The organism is Streptomyces sp. Z423-1 (assembly GCF_013009255.1).
GTDB lineage: Bacteria > Actinomycetota > Actinomycetes > Streptomycetales > Streptomycetaceae > Streptomyces > Streptomyces gossypiisoli.
Map to the genome: position 1 here is coordinate 6,602,137 of NZ_CP053109.1, position 22,293 is coordinate 6,624,429.

Here is a 22,293-nt window from a genome sequence, read left to right on the forward strand (position 1 = left end):
AGCGTCAGGGTTCCGACGTCTCCGACTCCAGCTTCTCCCGGGTCTCCTCGCCGTAGACGCCCAGTTCGTCGGTCTGCACGCCGCGGGCCCACTGGTAGTTGCGTACGGCGTTCTCGACCTCTCGCGTGTAGTGGCCGTGCGGGTCGTCGTTGTACAGGTACAGCTGGTGCAGGCGGAGTTGGAGTTCCGTCACCTCGGGGCCGGAATCGCCTTGGCGGAGGGTCGGGGCGGGCTCGTCGCGGTCGGAGGGGGTCAGGGAGCCCGTTGCGCGAGCCGTGGGCGGGGGCGCCTGGGTCGGAGTGGGTGAGGGCGTCGGGGACGCCGGTGGCGTGGTGAGCGTCCGGGCCGGGGTTGGTGTGGGCGTCGGGGACGGGGATTCCGGTGTCGGGGTCGGCGACGGTGTCGTGGTTGCCGTCGGGGTCGGGCTCGGCTGCGTCGTGCGGGCCTCCGGGACTGCCTCTCGTACCGACTCCGGAGCCGCGCTGTCCCGGCTCGGGGGCTCGTACGAGAACAGGCCGCTCGCGAAGCCGGCCGCCGCGGCCGCCGTGATCACCACGCCGGACGCCGCCAGCAGTGCCGTGCGGTGGCGAGAGGTGCGGGGGCGTGCTTCGGGTTCCGTGGGTTGCGTGGCCTGCATGGTCTGCGTGACCTGCGTGCTGTTCGGAGTGGGCGGCGGGGGGAGCGGCAGCGTCGGCTGCGCCGGGGGTGCTGCCTCGGTCGGCGTGTCCGGTGCGGTCGCGTCCAGGGCCACGTAGGGGCGTATGCGCAGGGGGTCGAAGTCCTCCGCCGCCGCCTGTTCCGCCGTACGCGCGTCGCGCAGGGCCTCGGCGGCGCGTTCGCCGCAGGCGCAGGTCGGGGTGTTGTCCGCCCCTCTGGGCGCCCCGCACTCCGGGCACTTGTGCCCCTTCGGCTCCGCCACGCGTCCGTCCCTCCCCTCGCGGCCGACCCGTGATCCCGGAGATGCCGCCCCCGTGGCCCCGCAGATGCCGCCCGTGGTCCCAGAGATTATGCAGATCCCGTGTGCGTCATGTGCGCGAAGCCCCCGTACTCGCGCCGGAACGACCGCCTCCAAAAGGGCCCGACAGGCCATAACCGGGCACACCACCCACGATGGAGGAGGTGACGACCGGCGAGGCAGCCTCCGGAGGTGTGCATGGTCGGGGAGACGCACGGCGGCAGGGCCGCGCAGGTGCCGGGTGCCGTGGACCGGGAGCAGGTGTCCGGGAGCGTGCTCGTATCGATCGGCGCGCTGCTGCTCGGCATGGTGCTCGCCGCGCTCGACCAGACGATCGTGGCGACCGCGCTGCCGACCATCGTCAGCGAGCTGGGCGGGTTGCAGCATCTGTCCTGGGTCGTCACCGCGTATCTGCTGGCCTCGACCGCCGCGACGCCGCTGTGGGGGAAGCTGGGGGACCAGTACGGGCGGAAGCGGCTGTTCCAGGCCGCCGTCGTGATCTTTCTCGTCGGCTCCGCGCTGTGCGGGATCGCGCAGGACATGCCGCAGCTCATCGCGTTCCGTGCGGTGCAGGGACTGGGCGGGGGTGGGCTGATCGTGTTGTCGATGGCGATCGTCGGGGATCTGGTTCCGCCGCGCGACCGGGGGCGGTATCAGGGGTTGTTCGGTGCGGTATTCGGGGCGTCGAGCGTGCTCGGGCCGTTGCTGGGCGGGGTGTTCACCGAGCATCTGAGCTGGCGGTGGGTCTTCTACATCAACCTTCCGGTGGGGGTCGTCGCGCTGGTCGTGATCGCGAGCGTGCTGCGGCTGCCGCGTGCGGTGACCCGGCACGTCATCGACTATCTCGGCACCTTCCTCATCGCCGCCGTCGCCACCTGTCTGGTTCTGGTCGCCTCGCTCGGCGGCACCACCTGGGGGTGGGGCTCACCGCAGATCGTCGGGCTGGTCGTGGTGGCCGTCGTGCTCGCCGTGGTGTTCGTCGTCGTGGAGCGGCGGGCGGCGGAGCCCGTGCTGCCGTTGAAGCTGTTCCGCACCCGTACGTTCGCCCTCGCGGCCGCGATCAGCGTGATCATCGGGTTCGCGATGTTCGGCGCGATGACGTATCTGCCGACCTTCCTGCAGGTCGTCCAGGGTGTCTCGCCGACCATGTCGGGTGTGCACATGCTGCCGATGGTGCTGGGGCTGCTGCTGGCCTCGACCGGATCCGGGCAGATCGTCAGCCGGACCGGGCGGTGGAAGGTCTTTCCCGTCGTGGGCACCTTTGTCACCACCATCGGGCTGCTGTTGCTCGACGAGCTCGACGAGCACAGTTCCGACGCCGTGATCAGCGGCTCCTTCTTCGTGTTCGGTTTCGGGCTCGGGCTGGTCATGCAGGTGCTGGTGCTCATCGTGCAGAACGCCGTGCCGTACGAGGATCTGGGCGTCGCCACCTCCGGGGCGACCTTCTTCCGCTCGATCGGGGCGGCGTTCGGCGTCGCCGTGTTCGGCACGGTCTTCGCGGGGCGCCTCGGTGATCAACTGGCGTCCGCCTTCCGTGGTGTGCCGCTGCCCGGCGGCGTGTCCATCGAGGGGCTGGAGGCGGATCCGCGGGGGATCGGCGATCTGCCGCCGGAGCTGCGGGCGCCGGCGTTGCACGCCTACGCGTCCGCCATCACGGATGTGTTTCTGTACGCCGCTCCTGTCGCGTTCCTCGCCTTCGTGCTGACGTGGTTCCTGAAGGAGGACCGGCTGCGGGTGTCCGTCACGGCGCCCGATGTCAGCGAGACGCTGGCCAGCAATCCGGTGGAGCGGTCGTCGTACGACGAGGTGTGCCGTGCGTTGTCGGTGCTCGGGACGCGGGAGGGGCGGCAGGAGGTGTACCGGAGGATCGCGGCGCGTGCGGGGTACGACGAGCTGGTGCCGGCGGCGAGTTGGCTGTTGCTGCGGATCAAGAGGTACGGGCGGGTGGAGCCGGGGGTGCTTGCCGAGCGCAGCACCGTGCCGCTGGGGGTCATCCTCGACGGGGCCCGGCAGGTCGAGGTGCGTCGGCTTGCCGTGCGCGACGGTCTCGACCTTGTTCTGACCGAGCAGGGGCGTGTGGTGGCCGAACGGTTGGCGCGGGCGCGGGAGGAGTCGCTGGCCGAGTTGCTCGGTGACTGGTGGGGGGCGGAGCGGCCTACCGATCTGGTGCAGCTGGTGCGGGAGTTGAACGAGGAGCTGTGCGGGTCGGATCGGGAGCAGCCGCATGATGTGCGGGCGGTGGGGCGGTTCAGGTGAGTGCGGTTCAGGTGAGGTGCGGGTGCCTGCGGCGGCCTTGGGCTGTGGGTGCGTGGTGGGGGTAGGGCCTGCGGGTGCGGGTGCGGGTGCGGGTGCCATGCCTGCGGCGGCCTGTGGCTGTGGTGCGTGGTTGCTGTAGCGCCTACGGTGCGGGGTGCGTCGGGGCCGCGCCGGGGGGTGTCCGTCCTCGGAACGGCGCGACTCGGTCTCTTGCAGAGGTGCCCGTGTTGACGCGCCAACCGCTGCGGGCGGACACCCCCCGACACGGCCCCTTCCCGCCGTGGGCGACTGCGGGTGCGTGCTCCGTTTCAGGTGAGGCGCTTGCTGAACCAGTGCTCGGCGTACGGGTCGCTGTTGTGCGGCTCCGTTTCCTCGTAGCCGAGGCGGGCGTAGAGTGCCCGGGCCTCCACCAGGTCGCTTCTGGTGTCCAGGATCATTCGGGTGGCGCCGAGGGCGCGGGCGGCCTGCTCTGCGGCGGCGACGAGGTGTGTTGCTCCGCCCTTGCCGCGCAGGTGCGGCAGGAGGAACACCCGGGTGAGTTCGGTGGTGGTCGGGTCGGGGGTTCGGCGTATGCCTGCGGTGTCCGCCGGTGTGCCGTCGTGCCGGGCGTGTAGGAGCAGGGCGAGGTCCTTGCCCGTGTTGGCGGCGATCTCCCGTTCCAGTTCGGCCGGGTCTCCGTGTAGTACGACCGCCAGAGCGCGACGGCGTCGGGGGAGTCGGCGGCGGCATTGTCGGGCACGGGGGCGTCGTTTGGGTGGGGGCGTGTGGGCAACCCGGTCAGCGTGACCGGCTCGGCGATGGGCCGGTCGGGTCGAGAACCCGGAAGGCATTCATGTCCACTGGCTGGATCATTGCTCTGATCGTGATTGTGGCGGCGGTCGCCCTCATCGTGGCCGCCCTGACCCTGCGCGGCCGTGGCGCGGGCGGCGGACGGGACCTGAGGCGGCGCTTCGGACCCGAGTACGACCGGGCCGTGTCCCGGCACGACGGGGATGCCAAGGCTGCCGAACGTGAGCTCGCCGAGCGTGTGGAGCGGCACGGCGAGCTGCGTGAGCGGCCGCTCGAACCGGCGCAGCGTGAGCGGTTCGAGGCCCGCTGGACGGCCGCCCAGGAGCGGTTCGTCGAAGCGCCGCAGGACGCCGTGACCGAGGCGGACCAGCTGCTGGCCGAGCTGGCCGCCGTACGGGGTTTCCCGGACGGCGGGCAGTACGAGGAGCAGCTCGCCGCGCTGTCGGTGCACCACGCGGACCACGTGCAGGGCTACCGGCACGTCCATCGCATCGCCCGCGCGCGGGCGAGCGGCGCAACCGAGGGGCGCACCGCCACCGAGGAGATGCGCGAGGCCATGGTCGAGGCCCGTGCCCTCTTCGACGACCTGCTGCGTCCGGCGCGCGACGACGACCAGGGGCGCCCGCCCGCCGAACGCACCAAGACACTGGCCCACGCGGGCCCCGGCCGCCTGCATCTGCCGTGGACCTTCGGGCGCCATGCGAAGGGAAGTTGAGGCACATGACCGACGTGACACGGCCCATGGGCGGCGAGCCGCCCGAGCCCGACCGCAGCGGGCGGCGCGAGGATCTCATCGGGCGTGAGACGGGGGTCGGTGCGGTGCCGCCGACTGGTGCGGCTCATGGGACTTCCGAGGCGCAGGAGACTCCTGGGGCACAGGAGACGTCTCCTGAAGCGCCGACCACGACGAGGCGCCCGGCCGACCCCTCCGCCCCGACGTCCCGTATGGCCCCGCTGCTGCCGCGCGAGGAGACCGACAAGTTCGAGCTGCGGATGCAGCAGGCGGTGTCCTCCTTCGTGGACGGCCCCCGGGCCGCCATCGAGGAGGCGGACCATGTGCTGGAGGAGATCGCGGCCCGCTTCACGGACGCCGTGACCCAGCGCCGTCGTACCCTGCGCAGGTCCTGGGAGGAAACCGACGAGGCCACCCCCGCGACCAGCGACACCGAGCAACTCCGCATCGCTCTGCGGGACTACCGCGAGCTGGCGGACCGGCTGCTGCGCCACTGACAGAGGCTATTCGGCCGCTGCCCGGCCCTCCCGCCACCGCCCCACGACGTCCTCGACGTCGTAGGGCTTCAGACCCAGCGGGGGGCCGGGCGGCGGCTTGAACATGATGTCGCGGATCTTGACGTTGATGTCCTCGACGATCTTCCGCACGAGCCGCTCCGACGGCGCCCGCATCGCGGCGAGCAGCGCGTCCTCGGCCTCCTTGCGCAGGGCGAGGGTGGGCGGCAGGACCGAGACGCCCTCGCGGGCCAACTTCCGCTTGATCCACCACTGTTCGTCGTAGGTCTCCTCGACGTCCTTCGGCAGTGGCTTGCCCGCGCCCGGCAGATGGGCGAAGTCGCCGCGCGCCTCCGCGTCACGGATCTGCTTGTCGGTCCAGGACTCGAAGCTGACGCCCGGTGGCTTTCGCTCGGTCATGAGGCCATTGTGCCGGACGCCGCCACGCCGGGCGATTTATCATGCGGCGGCGGCAGGCCAACCGGGCTGCCGGACAAGGACATTGCAAGGGAGCGCACGTGCTCGAACTGACCATGGCCTCCGTCTCCGGGACGGAAGCGGGCGCCACGGCCGGCATGCTCATGGCCGACGCGCCCAGCGAGCCGGGGACGGTGCTGCGGGTGGGCCGGGACAAGACCGTGTGCCGGCTCGTGACGCCCGAGGACTGGCTGTTCGTCTCGCGGGTGCACCTGGAGTTCCTGTGCGGGCCGGACGGCGACTGGCAGGTGACCTGGCTGCGCGGCTCGCAGCCGGACCCGTCCTCCGAGGTCCGGCTGAGGTCCGGCGAGCACGCCCAGCCGCTCGCGTACGGCGGTACGGTGCCGCTGCCCAGGGGCGGCAACGGCGAGATAGTCATCCAGGACCGCACCGGTCCGCGCAGCGTGAACGTGGGCTACTACCACGAGGCGTGAACGGCGTCACCCGAGGACGCGCGCCAGCGCGAAGCCGTCGTACCCCTTGCTGCCCACCGTCTGGATCGCGGTGCCGGTGAGCCTGGGGTGGGAGCCGATGAGGTCGATGGCGCTGCGGGTGCCCTGGACGTCGGGAGCGGAGCTGTCCGCCTCGGCGACGCGGCCGCCGCGCACGACGTTGTCGACGACGATCAGACTGCCCGCACGCGTGAGCTTCAGCGCCCACTCCACGTAGTGGGCGTTGTTGGCCTTGTCGGCGTCGATGAAGACCAGGTCGAAGGGCGGCGGATTCTCGTCGGCGAGCTGAGGCAGCGACTCCAGGGCGGGGCCGACACGCACCTCGACGATCTTGTCGAGGCCCGCGCGGGCGATGTTGCGCGTGGCGACCTCGGCGTGCTTCGGGCTGTACTCCAGCGAGATCAGACGCCCGTCGGCGGGGAGGGCGCGGCCCATCCAGATGGTGCTGTAGCCGCCGAGCGTGCCGATCTCCAGGATGTTCCGCGCACCCTGCACCTGGGCGAGGAGCTGCAGGAACTTGCCCTGGGTCGCCGTGACGTTGACCGGCGGCAGCTCGGCCGCCTCGCTGTCGCGCAGGGCCGCTTGGAGGACCTCGTCGTCGCGGGAGAGGTGGGTGGTGAAGTACTCGTCGACGGCGTCCCAGATCTGCGACTCACTCATGCGGTCTGCCTCTCCTGTCCCGATCACACGACGGGTCTCATCGTCCCACGACGGTCCCGCCGTGAGGGCGGCACGCCGTGACTGCCTCGGCCGAGTCGAGTGACGACGTACCGCCCGCGGAGCGGTGGGTCAGGAGAGCCAGTCGGTGTAGCGGGTGGGGGCGAGGTGGGCGTTCTTGTCGGTGAGGACGTCGCCCTTGACGGCGGCGAACGTGCCCGCGGTGGGGTCGGTGACGACGGTACGGTGGTCGCCCTTGCGGGACAGAGTGATCCGGCCCAGCTCGTCCAGGGCGAAGACCTCGGGGCCGCCGATGTTGCGGATGCCGTTCAGCGCGGCGCCCGCGGCGACCCGTGCCACCTCGTCGGCCACGTCCTTGGCGGCGATCGGCTGGATCGGCGTGGCGGGCAGCCGGACGGTGTTGTCGTCGGCGGTCCAGGACATGACCGCGTCGATGAACTCCATGAACTGCGTCGCCCGGACGATCGAGTAGGGGATCGGCCCGGCCGCGAGGATCTTCTCCTGGAGCGCCTTGGCCCGGTAGTAGTCCAGCTCCGGCACCTGGTCCACGCCGACGATCGAGAGGACGACGAAGTGGCCGACGCCGGCCTTCCGGGCCGCGGCCAGAAGGTTGTCCATCGAGGTCTGGAAGAAGTCCAGGGACGCTTCGTCGAAGGTCGGGGAGTTCGTCAGGTTGACGACGACGTCGGCGCCCGCCATCGCCTCGTCCAGTCCCTGGCCGCTGATGACGTCGACTCCGGTGGACTGCGCGTGCGGTACCGCCTCGTGCCCGGCGGCGTTCAGCTTCTCGACGACCTGCGAGCCGATCAGCCCGGTACCGCCCATGACTGCGATCTTCATAATGTGCCTTTCGTTCGAAATACAGCTCATTCGGAATACAGCTCATTCCGAATGTGGGCGCGGATGAGTCCGATCACGGTGTCGGCGGTGCGGTCGAGGTGGCTGCGGCCGTCGGGCAGCCGAGCCGTCGGGCTGATGTAGCTGCCGGGCCCGACATGGGTGGCCGGGTCGAGCCGATGGACGGTGATCTTCCCGGCGCGGCGGGCCCGGTTCCATCCGCTCCCGCGGAACAGCCGCCAGCGCTGAGGGAAGATCCAGGTGCCGACCCGCTCGATCCGGTCGCCGGCACTGGTCAGCCGATGCAGGTGCTCGGCACGCGTGATGTCGTTTGCGCCGTTGTGGAACCCACCCAGCGTGATCAGCAGGAGCGGGGAGCGCAGCCGGGTGTGCAGTTCGTCGACCGCGCCGGTGGCGACCTGAGCGCCCCCGCTGTAGCTCAGCAGCACCACGGGGACACCGCTGCCGGGCCGGTAGCCGGCGAGCCGGAGCTGAGTGGCGATCTGGGAGCCGACGGCACGGTTGTACAGGGGCCGGTAGCGGTGGTCGGCGGCGACGAAGATCTGCATGACGTTGTGCAGGAACAGCAGCAGCCCGACGCGCCGGCGCAGCCACGCCCACACCGGCCGATCGGCGAGCGGCTCGGCCAGCGGCGAGTAGGGCTGCACCTGACCCAGCAACCGCAGCTCCGGCGCCCCGGCGAGCAGGGCCTTGACCAGCTGCCCGCCGTCCCGGCTGTCGCGGACCCGGCGTTTGCCGATGCCGTCCAGGTAGACCAGGTAGGCAGCCGGGGGACGGTCGGGAGCCGCGCCCCGGGCGTAGGGCAGGCCCCCCGGGAGCTCGGTGACGGGGGCCCGCCAGCCCGCGCCGTAGGCCAGCACCTCGTAGCGTGCCAGCAGAGCCTCGGCGATCAGAGCCGGCCCGAGCCCGCCGCCCCAGAACAGGAAATCGTTCATGCCGTCGACTCCCGCCCCTCGGTCGCGCTGATCCGCACGACCAGACGCCGAACGGCCTCCACGGCGACACCGAGCCCGGCGCCGGCGACGGCCACGCAACCAGCGGCGCCCCACCAGCCCAGCCCGGTCGCCGCGGCGAGCGGGCCGGCCAGACCCGCGCCGACCCCCACGAAGAGCAACAGGTGAAGAAGGGGCCCGAGCAACGGGAACGCGAGGACGGCGGCGAGCACGAGCGGGGCGACCAGGTCCGGTGTCCACGCCAACCCGGCGCCCGGCGGCTCGGAGGGCAGCACCAGCTCGGCCAGGGTCCACGCGGTCAGCGGCCACAGCGTGAACACAGCAGCCTCGACGAGGCCACCGGCCACCAGCAACCCGGCCACCAGTGGCCGCGACATGCCGGGCCGGCGCACGGCCAGCGGCACGATGCGCCCGGCGGCCTCCGACACCCCGGCGAGCAGCAGCAGGAAGACGACGAGTGACATCACTCAGCCCCACTGTGACGGATCGACGGGAGCGGGCCGGCCGACCGACCCGGCCGCATGCAGATACCGCTCGAGTTCGTCGGCGGCGCGCCGGTGTCCACCCGCCTCGTGCTGGGCGACCCGCAGGGTGGCCGCGGCTGCCCGGAACCGGGGCTCGTGGAGCAGGTGCCCGGCGAGGGCACGCACGGAGCCCTCGGTGACGTCCTCGGTACGGATGGACAGGCCGGCGCCGAGCTCCACGATGCGACGGGCCACCATCGGCTGGTCGGCACCCTGCGGGACCACCAGCATCGGAACCCCGGCGTACATGGCCTCATTGACGCTGTTCATCCCGCCATGGGTGACGAACAGCGCCGCACGGGCCAGCACCTCCGGTTGCGGGACGAAACGGCGCGCGAGCACATGCTCCGGCAACGGACCCAACGCGGCGGGATCGGTCTGCCCGGTGGAGACGATCACCGTGCCGCCCAGTGAGGCGAGCCCGGTGGCGAAACTGCGCAGCAGCCTCGGGTCGGCGTTGAACACCGTGCCCAGCGACGCGTACAGCACCGGGTCCCGCAGCCGATCGGCCGGAAATGACGGGTCGTCCGGGCGGGCGCCAATGCTCGGGCCGACGAACCGGTAGGACTGGTCGAATTCCTCCACGGCGGGCTGGAAAGCCCGCGAGGTGTAGACCAGATTGAGCGGTTGGCGGATGTTCCCCAAGTCGACCCAGGGCAGCCCACTCGCGTCGAACCGGCGCCGCAGCTCCCACCGGGACCGCAGGTAGCCCTGGACACGGCGTGGTCGAGCCATCGCCGCCGCCAGCAGGTCCCACGAGCCGCGGGTGGGACTGGGCACGTGCCGGTTGAACGCGAATGTGGTGAACGACGACGCCGCCGGCACCTCGAGTTCGCGCGCGGCGACCGCGCCCCACGGACAGGCGTTGTCGTGAACGATCAGATCGGGCCGGATACGACGCAGATCGGCGAGCACCGCGGGCAGCAGGCGAACGGCGGTGCCCGCCAGCCCCTCGATCAGCGTGACCGGCGTCGGCGGATCGGGGAGCGGCTGGTCGCCCCCGGCGTAGAGGCACACCGTCGCGCCGACGGCCTCGATCTCCTCACGGAACGCGGGCGAGGTGTGGTACGTGACGGAGTGACCGCGCCGGACGAGCTCGGCCACCACCGGCAGCGTCGGGTTGACGCGTCCGTGCATGGCGATGTTGAGGAACGCGACGGTACTCACAGGGCAGCCCCCGAAGCGGAGGACGTCGATGGCTCGCCCGGCCCGGCCGGCACCGCCGGGGCATCCTCGACCCGATACAGGCCCGGCCCACAGACACGCAGCCCGTCGAGAAAGCGTCCTGCCGTGCCGGACGCGGTGCTGATCAGTCGTCGGGTATGGCCGAAGTCCCACGGGGCGGGCCAGGTGTCGACGCCGGTCGGCAGCACGACGGTCGGGATGTGCCGGGACACTTCGTGCAGGTCACGCTCGATCTGGTGGTGCAACATCAGCTGCCGGGCCCTGGCGGCGATCGCGCCGGCCCGTCGGCGCGGGACGGTGGGGCTCAAGGGCGAGCTCTCCGGACCGGTCACCACCACCACCACGCTGGCCGCGCCGGCCTGCCGGGCCGCCAGTACCGGGACATAGGCGATCACCCCGCCGTCGACGAGCGTCCTGCCCTCGCGATCCACCGGGGGCAGGATCCCGGGAATGGCCGCGCCGGCCAGCAGTGCGGACTCGAGGTCTCCGTGGTCGAGCAGCGCCGCGGCGCCGGTCCCCAGGTCCATGGCGACCGCGGTGAACGGGACGGCCAGCTCCTCGATCCGCGACGGCAGCCCGGACCGGGCGATCAGCCGCCGCAGGCCGCGATCGGTGAAGATGCCGGCCCGTGAGGACGGATAGCCGAGCGGATACACCTCACGGCGACGCAACCGCGTCCACACGTGATCCAGCCACGGCGCGGCCCTGTCGGGGTGGGCGGCCGCGATGGCCCCGTTGAGGGCGCCCACCGAGGTGCCGATGATCATGTCCGGGACGAATCCGCGCTCCTCCAGCGCGTACCCGACACCGACATGCGCCGCGCCGAGTACGCCACCGGCGCCCACCACCACGGCCACGGGACGGGGCAGGGCGTGCAAGCCCGCCGACGCGGAGTCCCGGGACGGTGATGCCTCGGAGGGCATCGTGCGACGCCTCTCGTGGGCAATCATCATGATCCACCTTTCTCACCACGGCACGGAATCCGATCGGTTCCTCAACCGGCTCCGGGCGGCAACCCGATCTGCGACGCCAACCGCCCGAGGTGTCTGGTGAAGCCGTCACCGAGACGTGCGACAACGCGGGGCCTGCGTCGGCCGTGAGGTGCGCGTGAGGGAGAGCAGGCCGCTGCCGTCTCCGTCGGCAAGCGAGTTCGGTCTGCGGTGTCCACCGTGTCGACGAACGTGACCGTGTCGCCGAGCGGCGCCCGACCCGTACGGGTGCAACCCACCCTGATGTCCTCGAAACCGATCGACATGCCACAAACCAGCATGAACTCATCCGGCGGTGACAGCACCTCCGCGACGGTCCTGTGGTACTTGGCCCACGCCATCTGCGGGCAGCTGTGCAGCCCTTCGGCGCGCAGCAGCAGCATGACGGTCTGCAGATACATGCCGACGTCGGACCACTGGGCCGGGCCCATGTCGCGGTCGATGTAGCAGAACAGCGCGGCGGGCGCGCCGAAGCAGTCCCAGTTCGCGGCTGCGGCCCGCTGGCGCGCCTCCAGGTCCTCGCGCGGAATGCCGAGTGCGCCGTAGCGCTGCTCGCCGAAGGCGGACCGGCGTTCGCGGTAGGGGGACTTCAGTGCGGGCGGGTACTGCTCGTACTCCGGCTCGTCCCAGGGTTCACCCGCGGCCAGGCGCTCGGCGGCGCGCTTCCTGAGCTCGGCCAGCGGCGCGCCGGTCACCACATAGGCGTGCCACGGCTGGAGGTTCGATGCGGACGGCGCCCAGGCCGCGGCGGACAGCGCCCGCTCCAGCACTTCCCTCGGGACATGCCGGTCGGTGAATCCGCGCACCGCCCGCCGACTCCTGACGGCCTCGTAGACGTCCACGGTCGCCTACCTCCCACTTCCGACGCGACCCCTCCGTTTCATTCACGATAGTATCACGCAATACCGTCTCAGGTTAAACTACCTGTACGAATCCTCAGCCCGGCTCCCCGCCCAGGGCACGCTTCTTTGGAGAAAACGCATGGCCACGCTGCTGCACATCGACTCGTCCGTACTCCCCGGCGAGGCGTCCGCGTCCCGCTCGGTCGCGGCCGCCTTCCGCAAGGCCTGGGAGGAACAGCACCCGGAGGGCACGGTGATCCACCGCGACCTGGCCGCCGACCCCGTCCCGCACATCACCGCCGACGCCTGGTCCGCCGGCTTCACCGCACCGTCCGAGCGCACCCCGGAGCAGGCCGCCGCGTTCGCGGCGCGCGTGCGGCTCATCGAGGAACTGGAGCAGGCGGACGCCGTCCTGATCGGCGCCCCCATGTACAACTACTCGATCCCGTCGACCCTCAAGGCATGGCTGGACAACGTGATCCTGCTCGGCCGCACCTGGGGCGAGAACCCCTCCGCCCAGGGCACCCCGGTCACCGTCGTCGCCAGCCGCGGCGGCTCCTACGCGCCGGGCACCCCGCGCGAGGACTTCGAGTTCGTCCAGAACTACCTGGAGGCCGTCCTCAAGCGCACCCTCGGCCTGGACGTCGACTTCATCGTCGCGGAACTCACCATGGCCCCCCGCAACCCGGACATGGCCGAGCTGATCCCCCTCTACGAGGCCTCCCGCGAACGCGCCTTCAGGGACGCGACCACCAAGGCCAAGGAACTGGCGGAGCGCCTCGCCGCATGAAAAAGCGCGCCCGCGCAGCACACAACTGCCGCGCGGGCGCGCCTACACCCAGGGCCCTAACTCCCGGGATGGGCAAACCGGGTCAACAGCTCCCTGAGCTGCTCGGCCTCGCCGGGCCCCAGCTCGGCGACCAGGCGCTCGGCCAGCGGCTCCGCCGCCACATGGGCGGCATCGAAGAGCTCGACGCCCGCGGGCGTGATCTCCACTGCCCGCACCCGCCGATCCCCCGGAACGCTCTTGCGTACGGCCAGCCCCTTGCGCTCCAGGTCGTCCACGACCCGCATGATCCCCGCCTTGTCCGACCCGGTCGCCGCCACCAGATCCCGCTGCACCGTGGGCCCGCGCTCGACCAGCACGATGAGCACGGCGAAGTGCCGCAACTCGATCCCGAGCGGCCGAAGCGCCTCCTCCATCACGGCAGCCGCACGCCAGTGGGCCCGGCGCAGCAGCAGCCCAAGAGCAAAAGGCGAGGTGTCCCCGGGCCGGTCGGTCACTCGCGAGGCAGCGTTTCTGTGCGGAACATCGGCGGTCATGGCGCAACACTACCGACACCGACTCGTCCAATACGGTCTCACCCAAAACGACTCCGCGCACCCCGGCGGATACCCGCAGCAGCACCGTTGAAGCCCACCCAACGGCAGACCGAGGACGGACGGGCCGCCGCAGGCATCGACCGGGACCGGTGACGGTGACGTCCTCGACCCTTCGCTCGCCTACCGGAGAGCGCCCGACCGCCTGTTCCGGATCGCCTTGTGATCTATCTCGCCCCCCGCCCGAGGCAACCCGACCCCCCGGCGACTATCGTCTTCCGGACAAAAGGAGGGGGGACGTCAGGTGAAGCGAGGGTTGCCTGCGTCTTCCCCACGTGCACGGCGCGTGGGACGAACGGGGCGGGAGGCCGACGAGGCGTGGCGAATGCGGAGCACAGCGGAAGACCGGTGGGAGTCCTCGGACCGACGGTCGGCGCACGCCTGCGCGCCGCACGCCTGGCCCTGTGGCTGGTCGCCACGATCCTCGGCGTACGGCAGATCGCCGTCGTCCTCAGCACCCCCCGCGGTGAGCGGCTGACCGACCTGGAGACCTGGGTCGGCCCGGACGGCGTCCTGCACGTCGAGGGCTCGCTCTACGACTCCACCCGCTTCACCGGCACGCCCTTCGGCGGCCTGGTCCTCAAGCCCCTGACCCGCTCCGCCGAGCAGGCGCTCGGCTGGGGCTGGACCTTCGGCACACTGCTGCTGGTCGTCGTCCTCGGCCTGGTCGCCGCCCGCGCCCTCCCGCCCCCCATAAGCCGCCGTACGTCCCTCGTCGCCGCGCCCGTCGCGATCTGCCTGCTGATGCTGTCGCTGCCGGTGCGCAACGCGTTCTGGCTCGGCCAGACCAGCATCATCCCGGTCCTGCTGGTCCTCCTCGGCTGCTTCGCCGTGCGCGGCGAGCGGGCCGGCGGCGCGCTGATCGGTGTCGCCGCCGCCTTCCAGCCGACGGTGCTGCTCTTCGCCCCGCTGCTGTGGTTCACGGGGCGTAAGAAGGCCGCCGCCTCCCTGGGCGTCACGTTCGCCTCGTGCACGGCGCTCGCCTGGGCGGCGATGCCACAGGACTCGTACACCTACTGGGTGCACCACCTGGCCGGCGTCGGCCTCGGCGGCCGGGCCGACGACCTCGCCAACCAGTCCCTGCACGGCGCGCTGCTCCGGCTGGGCCTGTCCGGCCCGCTGGAGATCGTCCTCTTCCTGGTCCTGGGCGCGGCGGTCGCCACCCTGGGCCTGCGCCGGGCCGTCCGCTACGCCCGCGACGGCCAGCTCCTGCTCGCCGTCGCCATTACCGGCTGCGCCGCGATCGTCGTCGCGCCGACGGCCTGGCAGCACCAGCTGCTGTGGGTGCTCCTCGCGGTGGTCGGCCGGGTCGGCCGACGCGCCTCCGACCGCCTGGTGTGGCCGGTGGCCGTCGTCCTGGTCATGACCCTCCCGGCGAAGATGCTCCTGCCGAACATGGCCGCGCTGCACCCCCTGCGCGACAACGTCGTCCTCCTCGCCGCGATCGCCGCCGCCACGGCCGTACCGTTCCTGTCGCGCACCTCCCCCTACTACCGCGCACCGATCCCCACGGATTACGCCCCACCGGTCCCGGGCCGCTGGAAGCACATACCGCTCCTGCCCTTTCTGCGCAGGGTCCTCGGCCGTCCGAACCTCCTCCTGGAGCTGCTCCTCATACGCGTCACCTACGCCGCGTACTCCAAGGTCCGGCTGGCGGCCACCGGCGGAACGATCTCCGGCGGCCGGGAACGGGCAGAGGAACACGGCGAGCAGATCCTGTCGCTGGAGCGGGTGCTCCACCTCGACATCGAGCACACGCTGAACCACGCCATAGTGAAGGTCGACTGGCTGCGCCAGTTCTTCGACTTCTACTACACGTCGTTCCACTTCACGATCCCGCTGACCGTCCTCGCCGTCCTGTACTGGCGCCGCCCGGTCGACTACCGCTGGGCCCGCTCGACGCTGGGCCTGACCACCCTGCTGGCCCTGATCGGCTTCTGGCTCTACCCCCTCGCCCCGCCCCGCCTGATGCCGGACCTCGGCATCATCGACACGGTCCACGGCGTCCAGGACTTCTCCCAGCCGGACTACGGCACCCTGACCGCCCTCACCAACCAGTACGCGGCGATGCCCTCACTGCACTTCGGCTGGTCCCTGTGGTGCGGCGTCGTGATCGCGATCGTCGCGCCCAAGGGATGGATGAAGGCACTGGGCCTGCTGCACCCGACCCTCACGGTGACCGCGATCGTCGTCACCGGCAACCACTGGGTGCTGGACGCGGTGGGCGGCGCACTGGTGGTGGGCGCGGGTTTCGGGCTGGCGTATCTGTTCCAGGGGCCGCGGGCCCGGGCGGTGACGGCGGTCGCGGCCAGTCCGGAACGGGAACCGGAGCCCACGGCCGGGAAGATCGGGTGACCGTGTGCTCCGGTTTCGGCGCTCAGGGTATTACCAGGTCCACCTCTGGTCGGTGTTCGTCGAGCACGTCCACTGAACGGCTCCGGTACCGATGGCGGGGTTGGCCTGAGGGATGGCGAGACACTTGTCGCTGTTCAGGTTGCGCAGTCGGCCGATGCTGTCGTTGATCCAGATCTGGTCGTTGCTGCCGGAGCAGGTCCACTGAATGGCCTGGGTACCGTTGTCCAGGCCGGCCTGGGGGATGGCGAGACACCTGTTGCTGTTCTGGTTCCGGACGCGGTAACGGTCGCCGTTTCCGCCCGCGACCTTCTCCAGGTGCCACTGCTGTTCGCTGTTGCCGGTGCAGGTCCACTGGATCAGCTTGGTGCCGTTGTCCGTGCTGGCCTGGGGGACGGCCAGGCACTTTCCGGTCGCCTTGTTGGTGAGGGTGTGGGGGGCGGTGACGGCGGTGGTGACCCAGGTGGCCAGGTCGTCGGCGCGGGAGGCGACCGCGCCGGTTCGGGTCTCCTCGGAGCCGAAGCATCCGCCTTGCCAGGACCGGCTGCTGACGCCGACAAGCTCATCGCCGGCAGTTCCGGCACGAACGACCGGACCGCCCGCGTCACCCCTTGCAGATCGCGGCGCCGTCCTGGCCGTCGATGTCCAACTCCAGGCCGCGGATGCCGGTGACGGTGAACGCGCCGGTATGCAGCCGGTTGGGCACCCACTCCGTCCGACCCCCGACAGGATCTCCGGCGCCGTTGTCGGCACGGTGACCCTGGACGTGTGGAAGGGACGACCGGTTCGCGTCCTGGATCTCAGCTGAGAGTTCATACGGGCGCGCGGCCGCCGTCGGTGGCGCGGCCGCGCGGAGCACTGGGCCACGTCACCACGACCGAATACGACCCGGTCCGCGGCGTGACCACCGCTTCCGTCGACACCAACGGCAAGCGCACCGACGCCGTTCACGACGGTCTCGGACGCGTGATCAAGGTATGGCTGCCGGGCTGGTCCAAGTCCGGCCACGCCGGCCAGCCGTCCGCCGAGTACACGTACAAGGTCTCCAAGACGGCGGCGAACGCCGTGGCCACCAAGACACTGCGGTACGTTCGTACGCCACCAGCTACCAGCTCTACGACGGCACGGATAGTCCTGGGGTTTTCGTTGGCTGGCAGTGAGGTTTTCCCAGTGGAGATCATTTCCATTGCCCGTTGAGAACGAGTGCGGCACGGGCTATGTCGCCGATTCTGCTGGGGCTGAGGGTGACGTGCTTGAGGGCTCGCCAGCGTTCCTTCAGTTCCGCCGCGGTCCGCTCGCCGCGCGCCCTCAGGTGTCTGATCAGCGCATTCGTGGCGGGGGTTCCTCGGTCCAGGGCGGTCTCGGAGTGGCCTTTGGGGCGGCGTACGGGCACGTGAATGCCGATGCCGGCGCCGATGTAGCCCTTGTCGGCGAGCGTGGGAAGCCTGTCGGCGGCGGCCTTGTACAGCGCGGGCAGCACGTGGATAGGGGCTGCGGTGATGTCCGGGGTGGAACCCGGCTCGACATCGGAGACCCACAGCGGGGTGGCGTCCGGCGCGGCCAGGAACTGAATGTTGCCACCGAAGCTCTTGTGCTTCTGAGAGGACCACAGGTCGTTGCCGTTCTCCCGGACCCCGGCCAGCCTGTCGCAGGCGATGAGCGTGCCGTCCAGCACCACGTGTGTCATCCCCTCGGCGCGGCAGAGGTCCAACGCCTCGTACAGATCGGGAGCTTGGGCGGCCAGCACGCCGATGCCCTCATGGAGGTAGCGGTAGCACGTGGCCTGCGAGATGCCGGCGTCCCGGGCCAGGCAGTGCACGCAGCCGTGTTCTCGGAACCAGGGTCGACGCCGGCCAGCAGCCGCCACGCGGTCGGGGTGGAGGCGTCCGGGCCGAAGGCCTCGGCTTGGTCGCGCAGCAGGGCCAGGTCCGCGATCGCCTCGCGACCGTCGGCGAGCATCACTGGCAGATCGGTCGCGGCCCGGGCTGGGTCATGCCCGGTGCCACGAGGCCGCAGCCTGCGCAGCGCGCAGGTGCAGGCGTCCGTCAGGCCAGTGGCATCGGCGAGATCGGCCGGCAGGCGGGACCCGGCGTGGCTGACCACTCCGCGACCGTCACACGAGACGACGAGCTTGGACGTGACCCGATCTCCGGGTCGGCGCTCTCGCCGACCGCGGTCCAGGTGTTCGGCGCGATGTCGTAGGAGGTCTCGGTACCGTCCACCGTCATGTCGGCGACGAGGCGTCCGGAGTTGCCCTTCACGGAGAAGCAGAACGGGGTCCTTGCCACAGGCCAGTATCTGGATCAGACCGGTGGCGGAGTCGCAGTCGGCCAGCAGGAACTTGCCGTCCCCTGTGGTGAGCAGGATGCCACGCTCGGCGTAGATCTTGTCGGCGTCGGGGTGGACGAAGTCCTCGACGGTGACCGGGGGAAGGCCATCCGCGGCGGCCTGAGGGGCGTCGGCGCGCACGAGTGCTGCTGTGGTGGCGGCTGCCGGGAGTATGCGTCTTACGAGTGGGTCCTGTCTGTGAAACGCGTGCTCGGGCAAGCGTGCCGGTGCGACGCGGCTTGCCGGGCGGCACGTCCGCGAACGGTTCGACGCCAGGGGCGTCGGGCGTCCGCCACGGCTCCCCCCTGCCGTACGGGCGACTCCTTATCACGAAGCTCTCGCCACTCCTCCCTCGAATGTTCGAGGGCGTTTCCCTTTGTCTTGCGAGCTATCGTGCGGCTCCCAACTCTGCACGTTTAAAGGGTAGTCGGTGCGTATCGGCTGCTTGGTGTCGGTATATGTCAATCGGGAAGGATCTATGCCTTGTCACCTACGCTATGGAGCAGACGTCGCTTACTCGCGTCGCTGGCCGGAGCTGCCGCAGCTCCCGCATTGCCCTCCATTTTCGCTCTGACGGCCGGCCCCGCCCACGCCGCCGAGGCCGACCCGGGCGGTACGTACAACGGCCTGCCGGATACCGAGCGGGGTCGGGTTGTGTGGGCGTACAGGTCGGGCGGTCGGGCTGTACGCACCGCGGCGGCCGCGGCGCTGGTGGGTAGCGCGGCGGACGTGACGACGTTCCTCGACCAGAAGTTGCCCGTGGCCCGGGCCGAGGACAACAGGTTCACGCTCACGCGGTCCTTGGTCACGGCGGGCAGGGCGACTCGCGAAGGTATCGGCGGGGCGCTGTCCGGCGGAAACGCGGCGATCGAGACCTTCCTCAAGGGCGGTTTCCAGACTGCCGTGCACGAGGATCTCAAGGTGGCAGTGGCCACGGTCATGGCCCACGGTGGTCGTGCCGTGAAACGTGAGGCATCCGCTGCGCTGGAGACCGATTCGGACTTCGCGTTGCGCGCCTTCCTCAGTGGCGGGCAGTTCACTGCTCACGAGGAGGACGAACGTGTGCAGGTGATGTCCATCCTCACGACGGCGTCACCACAGGTGCGCGAGTACGCGGAGCGGGCACTGGAAGACGGGTCAGCGAGGGCGATCCGGTGGTTCCTGGAGACGGGTCAGTACATCGCCCGGGCGCGTGACGAAGAATCGGCGACGATCGAGCAGCTGGTCAAGGTCGTGGAGACGGAGGGGCTCCGCGCCGGCCGGAAGACCGACGAGGCCGTCGAGCTGTCCGCCCAGGCGGTCGAGGCTGCCGAGAAGGCGAAAGAAGCGGCGTTGGCGGCCAAGGCCGAGGCCGAGGCCGCCGAGGCGGATGTCCAACGCTCGGCCAGGGCGGCGAACAAGGCGGCGGAGGCGGCCAGGGTGCGGCCGCGGCCGCATCGACCGCGGTCTCGGCCTCGCGGACGGCGCAGGCCGCCGCGCAGCGTGCGGTGGCGGCCGCACAGGCGGCTGCCGCTGCGGCGGCAGCGGCAGGGCGCGCTGCGGCAGGTGCGTATCGTGCCGCGATCGCCGCTTCCAAGGATGCATCGATGGCGTCCGCGGCCAGAGCGGCAGCAGAGGCCGCCAAGAAGATGGTCAGCTTCGTCCGCTCCGTGGCCTTGAAGGCCGACATCGCGGCGGCGGCTGCCGACCAGGCTGATCAGGCGGGCGCAGCTGCCGCCAGCTCGGCGATCAACGCGGCTGCTGCCGCTCGCGCATCGGCCGACGCGGCCGTGGCCGCCGGCGCCGCGAAGTCCGAGGCCGCCGCCGCGCAGCAGGCCGCTGCCGTGGCAGAAGCCGCCGCGGCCAGGGCGACTCAGGCCGCGAACAGGTCGCGGACCTTGGCCGGACGGTCGGCTGCCGCTGCCCGCTTGGCGCGTGACGCGGCCAACAGCGCTGCCGATCATGCCGAGAAGGCGGCTGCCGCCGCTGTGGAAGCGGCTGACCATGCCGGCGAGGCGGTCGACTACGCCAATCGGTCCACGGCCGCCGCCAAGGCCGCTGTCGAGGCGGCGAGCAAGGCCGCCGACGCCGTCGCCGAGGCACGTGAGGTCGAGCAGGCGGCTCGTGCGGCCGAACTCGCCAGGCTGGCCGAGGAGACCGACGAGGCGATCGAGCGAGCGCGGCTCGAGGCGAGCGCGGAGACGGATCAGCTCGAACGGTTCAACCGGGAGCGGACGCAGGAAGCGCGCCTGTCCGAAGAGAACCGAGCACTCATCAGCTCCGCGGAGTCGGCGCTTCGGGACGGAAGGACCGACGAGGCCGTGGCGGCCGGGCGCAAGGCGGCGGTGCAGCTCATCGACCGGTCGGGTACCTGGACCCGGGAGGCCGCGGAGTTCGCGCTGGCCGGCTCGGACGAGGACGTCGTCCACTGGATCGAAGCCGACCGCGTCATCGCTCTGCAGCAGGACAACGCCGAGAACGTCGCGGCCATGGCCGCGGTGTCGACGACGGACGTGGCCAAGGCGGCCGCAGAGGCTCTGAGGACCGAGGACGCCGCCAGGATCAAGGTGTTCCTCGAGAGCGGGGCGATCGCGGCGGCCAAGGAGAACAACCAGGTCGAGGTGTTCGCGATCCTGGCCGACGACAACACCGGTTCCGCGGTGCGACGTGCGGCCGAGGCCGCGCTGGACGCGGGAACCGCCGAGGCCCTGCACACGTTCCTGCACGTCGAACGCACCGCGGCCGTCCGCGAGGACGACCGGGTTGCGGCCATGACCCTCCTGGCGAACGGGGGCCCCTACGTCAAGGCGGCGGCCAGGATCGCGCTCGAGGGCAACACGCACATGCTCCGCCAGTTCATCAGGACCACGCAGCACGAGTTCGCGCGGATCGACCACGATCACGCCACGCACATCAGCGCGATCCGTGCGGAGATCGCCCGCGCGGCCAAGATCGTCGCAGACGCACAGGAGGACGCGGCGCGGGCCTCCGAAGCGGCAGCCATCGCACGCCAGGCCGCTGCCGAAGCGACCCAGTGGGCCGAGCTAGCCGAGGGCTACGCCGCCGACGCCGCGCAGTCCGCCGAAGAAGCACGCAAGAACGCCGAGGCCGCCGAAGCTTCCGCGGCCGACGCCGCGCGGTCCGCCGAGACCGCACGTCAGGCAGCCGCCGCCGCTCGCCGGGCGAGCAGCGTGGCGAGACAGGCGGCGACGCGGGCCGTACGGTCCGCCGAGGTCGCCGCGTCCTACGCCGCGGACGCCCAGTCCTCGGCGACGGCTGCCCGGAAGGCGTCGATCCAGGCGGGAAAGGACGCCGCCGCCGCTGCCCAGGCCGCGTTCGAGGCCAGGGTCCTTGTCATCCAGGCCGCGATACGCGAGGCAGCCCAGAACGCGCTGGACAACGCGACCGTTCCCATCGGTGACGGCGAGACCGACCTTCCGGAAGGCGCCGAGAGCTGCCTGACGCCGTTCGGCGACCCCATCGAGTCCGACAACAACACCAACCCGTGGGAACTGGGGTGGAGTTGGCTCACTGCGGACGGCCCCCGATCGCAGTGCTTCGGCCCGGACGACGAGTTCACCACCATCTACCGTGATCACTGGTGGACGCAGAAGACCATCGCCTACTTCGCCGACCGCACGCAGGCCGGGGACTACGAGCTGGGCCACACCTACTATTACGACTACAGCCTCGCAGGCTTCGGCGGTGTCGGGAAGTACCTCGCGGACCTCGGGACGCTCTCCACGGCCGGGCTCACCGGAAACCTGGCGTACACGTACCTGGGCTCGCACGCCATCAGGATGACCCCCATCCGGGAGAATCCGGACGGCTCCGTGGTGTGGCGGTACACCGCTTACAACGAGTCGGACATCGAGTCCGCGACCCACCCGCCCGTCATCGGGTACACGGACTGGTGGAGCGACACCGTCGGTTCGCTGGTCGACCAGGTCGTCGGCGACTCGGGGCCGATGTCACGCACGACCCAGGTCATCGAGTTCAACGTCACGCTGGGGCCGTGAGGCGCAAGAGACAGGTGGCCGGGCCGCGGAACATCCGTTCCGCGGCCCGG

Annotated in this window: 21 protein-coding genes and 4 pseudogenes; 10 read left to right on the plus strand and 15 right to left on the minus strand. The window is 71.0% G+C overall.

Going from position 1 to position 22,293, the window contains the following annotated elements; translation table 11 throughout:
• Window positions 1-4 precede the first annotated feature (4 nt).
• Window positions 5-919 carry a peptidoglycan-binding domain-containing protein gene (locus HJD23_RS29605; RefSeq protein WP_171112127.1) on the minus strand — a complete coding sequence of 305 codons (915 nt, stop codon included), beginning with the start codon at window positions 917-919 and terminating at the stop codon, window positions 5-7.
• A gap of 234 nt (window positions 920-1,153) precedes the next feature.
• On the opposite strand from HJD23_RS29605, the gene HJD23_RS29610 reads away from it, so the two are divergent.
• Window positions 1,154-3,211, plus strand: coding sequence for an MFS transporter (locus HJD23_RS29610; RefSeq protein WP_171112126.1), 2,058 nt, complete (start codon window positions 1,154-1,156; stop codon window positions 3,209-3,211).
• Window positions 3,212-3,519: 308 nt separating this feature from the next.
• On the opposite strand, the pseudogene HJD23_RS29615 reads toward HJD23_RS29610, so the two are convergent.
• A pseudogene (locus HJD23_RS29615) lies at window positions 3,520-3,950 on the minus strand (GNAT family N-acetyltransferase).
• 93 nt (window positions 3,951-4,043) lie between these two features.
• On the opposite strand from HJD23_RS29615, the gene HJD23_RS29620 reads away from it, so the two are divergent.
• On the plus strand, window positions 4,044-4,715 hold the full coding sequence (locus HJD23_RS29620; protein ID WP_171112125.1) for a hypothetical protein: 672 nt from the start codon (window positions 4,044-4,046) through the stop codon (window positions 4,713-4,715).
• A 5-nt stretch (window positions 4,716-4,720) separates the two neighbouring features.
• Complete coding sequence (locus tag HJD23_RS29625; RefSeq protein ID WP_197973497.1) at window positions 4,721-5,230, plus strand: hypothetical protein; 510 nt, start codon at window positions 4,721-4,723, stop codon at window positions 5,228-5,230.
• A gap of 6 nt (window positions 5,231-5,236) precedes the next feature.
• Here HJD23_RS29625 and HJD23_RS29630 read toward each other — a convergent pair whose 3' ends face one another.
• Complete coding sequence (locus tag HJD23_RS29630) at window positions 5,237-5,647, minus strand: DUF1992 domain-containing protein (protein WP_171112123.1); 411 nt, start codon at window positions 5,645-5,647, stop codon at window positions 5,237-5,239.
• Between the two features lie 98 nt (window positions 5,648-5,745).
• Here HJD23_RS29630 and HJD23_RS29635 point away from each other — a divergent pair, with 98 nt between their 5' ends.
• The gene (locus tag HJD23_RS29635) at window positions 5,746-6,138 is read left to right on the plus strand and encodes an FHA domain-containing protein (protein WP_171112122.1); all 393 of its coding nucleotides are present in this window, start codon (window positions 5,746-5,748) and stop codon (window positions 6,136-6,138) included.
• Between the two features lie 6 nt (window positions 6,139-6,144).
• Here HJD23_RS29635 and HJD23_RS29640 read toward each other — a convergent pair whose 3' ends face one another.
• From HJD23_RS29640 to HJD23_RS29670, 7 genes and pseudogenes are all read right to left on the minus strand, one after another.
• The gene (locus HJD23_RS29640) at window positions 6,145-6,816 is read right to left on the minus strand and encodes an O-methyltransferase (protein WP_171112121.1); all 672 of its coding nucleotides are present in this window, start codon (window positions 6,814-6,816) and stop codon (window positions 6,145-6,147) included.
• A gap of 129 nt (window positions 6,817-6,945) precedes the next feature.
• A complete protein-coding gene (locus tag HJD23_RS29645; protein ID WP_171112120.1) occupies window positions 6,946-7,674 on the minus strand; it encodes an NAD(P)H-binding protein in 729 nt (242 codons plus the stop codon).
• 26 nt (window positions 7,675-7,700) lie between these two features.
• Window positions 7,701-8,627 (minus strand): hypothetical protein, encoded by a 927-nt coding sequence (locus tag HJD23_RS29650; RefSeq protein WP_171112119.1) that lies wholly within the window; start codon window positions 8,625-8,627, stop codon window positions 7,701-7,703.
• Window positions 8,624-9,109, minus strand: coding sequence for a hypothetical protein (locus HJD23_RS29655; RefSeq protein WP_206326248.1), 486 nt, complete (start codon window positions 9,107-9,109; stop codon window positions 8,624-8,626). The genes HJD23_RS29650 and HJD23_RS29655 overlap by 4 nt, the downstream gene beginning before the upstream one ends.
• Window positions 9,110-9,112: 3 nt before the next feature.
• Window positions 9,113-10,336 carry a macrolide family glycosyltransferase gene (locus tag HJD23_RS29660; RefSeq protein WP_171112117.1) on the minus strand — a complete coding sequence of 408 codons (1,224 nt, stop codon included), beginning with the start codon at window positions 10,334-10,336 and terminating at the stop codon, window positions 9,113-9,115.
• Window positions 10,333-11,307 (minus strand): patatin-like phospholipase family protein, encoded by a 975-nt coding sequence (locus HJD23_RS29665; RefSeq protein ID WP_206326247.1) that lies wholly within the window; start codon window positions 11,305-11,307, stop codon window positions 10,333-10,335. The genes HJD23_RS29660 and HJD23_RS29665 overlap by 4 nt, the downstream gene beginning before the upstream one ends.
• Before the next feature lie 218 nt (window positions 11,308-11,525).
• A pseudogene (locus HJD23_RS29670) lies at window positions 11,526-12,185 on the minus strand (nitroreductase); the annotation flags it as partial.
• Between the two features lie 139 nt (window positions 12,186-12,324).
• Between HJD23_RS29670 and HJD23_RS29675 the strand changes: the two are divergent.
• Entirely contained in the window at window positions 12,325-12,975 is a 651-nt protein-coding gene (locus tag HJD23_RS29675) for an NAD(P)H-dependent oxidoreductase (protein ID WP_171112115.1), read from the plus strand.
• Window positions 12,976-13,031: 56 nt separating this feature from the next.
• On the opposite strand, the gene HJD23_RS29680 is transcribed toward HJD23_RS29675, so the two are convergent.
• The gene (locus tag HJD23_RS29680) at window positions 13,032-13,508 is read right to left on the minus strand and encodes a MarR family transcriptional regulator (protein ID WP_171112114.1); all 477 of its coding nucleotides are present in this window, start codon (window positions 13,506-13,508) and stop codon (window positions 13,032-13,034) included.
• A 375-nt stretch (window positions 13,509-13,883) separates the two neighbouring features.
• Here HJD23_RS29680 and HJD23_RS29685 point away from each other — a divergent pair, with 375 nt between their 5' ends.
• Window positions 13,884-15,920, plus strand: a complete 2,037-nt coding sequence (locus HJD23_RS29685; protein WP_171112113.1) for a bifunctional glycosyltransferase 87/phosphatase PAP2 family protein — start codon at window positions 13,884-13,886, stop codon at window positions 15,918-15,920.
• A gap of 30 nt (window positions 15,921-15,950) precedes the next feature.
• Here HJD23_RS29685 and HJD23_RS44195 read toward each other — a convergent pair whose 3' ends face one another.
• The gene (locus HJD23_RS44195; protein ID WP_240980845.1) at window positions 15,951-16,670 is read right to left on the minus strand and encodes an RICIN domain-containing protein; all 720 of its coding nucleotides are present in this window, start codon (window positions 16,668-16,670) and stop codon (window positions 15,951-15,953) included.
• Between the two features lie 147 nt (window positions 16,671-16,817).
• Between HJD23_RS44195 and HJD23_RS29695 the strand changes: the two genes are divergently transcribed.
• The gene (locus tag HJD23_RS29695; RefSeq protein WP_171112111.1) at window positions 16,818-17,114 is read left to right on the plus strand and encodes a hypothetical protein; all 297 of its coding nucleotides are present in this window, start codon (window positions 16,818-16,820) and stop codon (window positions 17,112-17,114) included.
• Here the strand turns inward: HJD23_RS29695 and HJD23_RS29700 are convergent.
• The 3 genes and pseudogenes from HJD23_RS29700 to HJD23_RS43095 form a co-directional block, all read right to left on the minus strand.
• Window positions 17,095-17,736: a transposase family protein gene (locus HJD23_RS29700; RefSeq protein ID WP_171112110.1), complete on the minus strand. Its 642-nt coding sequence runs from the start codon at window positions 17,734-17,736 to the stop codon at window positions 17,095-17,097. The two genes, HJD23_RS29695 and HJD23_RS29700, sit on opposite strands and share 20 nt — an antisense overlap.
• Window positions 17,737-17,759: 23 nt before the next feature.
• Window positions 17,760-18,020: pseudogene (locus tag HJD23_RS44200) on the minus strand (IS1380 family transposase); the annotation flags it as partial.
• Window positions 17,963-18,205, minus strand: coding sequence for a hypothetical protein (locus tag HJD23_RS43095; RefSeq protein WP_180687208.1), 243 nt, complete (start codon window positions 18,203-18,205; stop codon window positions 17,963-17,965). The gene HJD23_RS43095 and the pseudogene HJD23_RS44200, both read right to left, overlap by 58 nt.
• Window positions 18,206-18,899: 694 nt before the next feature.
• Here HJD23_RS43095 and HJD23_RS44770 point away from each other — a divergent pair.
• The 3 genes and pseudogenes from HJD23_RS44770 to HJD23_RS29710 form a co-directional block, all read left to right on the plus strand.
• A pseudogene (locus HJD23_RS44770) lies at window positions 18,900-18,952 on the plus strand (hypothetical protein); the annotation flags it as partial.
• 22 nt (window positions 18,953-18,974) lie between these two features.
• The gene (locus tag HJD23_RS44775) at window positions 18,975-19,904 is read left to right on the plus strand and encodes an ALF repeat-containing protein (protein ID WP_277347813.1); all 930 of its coding nucleotides are present in this window, start codon (window positions 18,975-18,977) and stop codon (window positions 19,902-19,904) included.
• Window positions 19,832-22,243, plus strand: coding sequence for an ALF repeat-containing protein (locus HJD23_RS29710; RefSeq protein ID WP_240980846.1), 2,412 nt, complete (start codon window positions 19,832-19,834; stop codon window positions 22,241-22,243). Before HJD23_RS44775 ends, HJD23_RS29710 begins: the two co-directional genes overlap by 73 nt.
• Window positions 22,244-22,293: the final 50 nt, after the last annotated feature.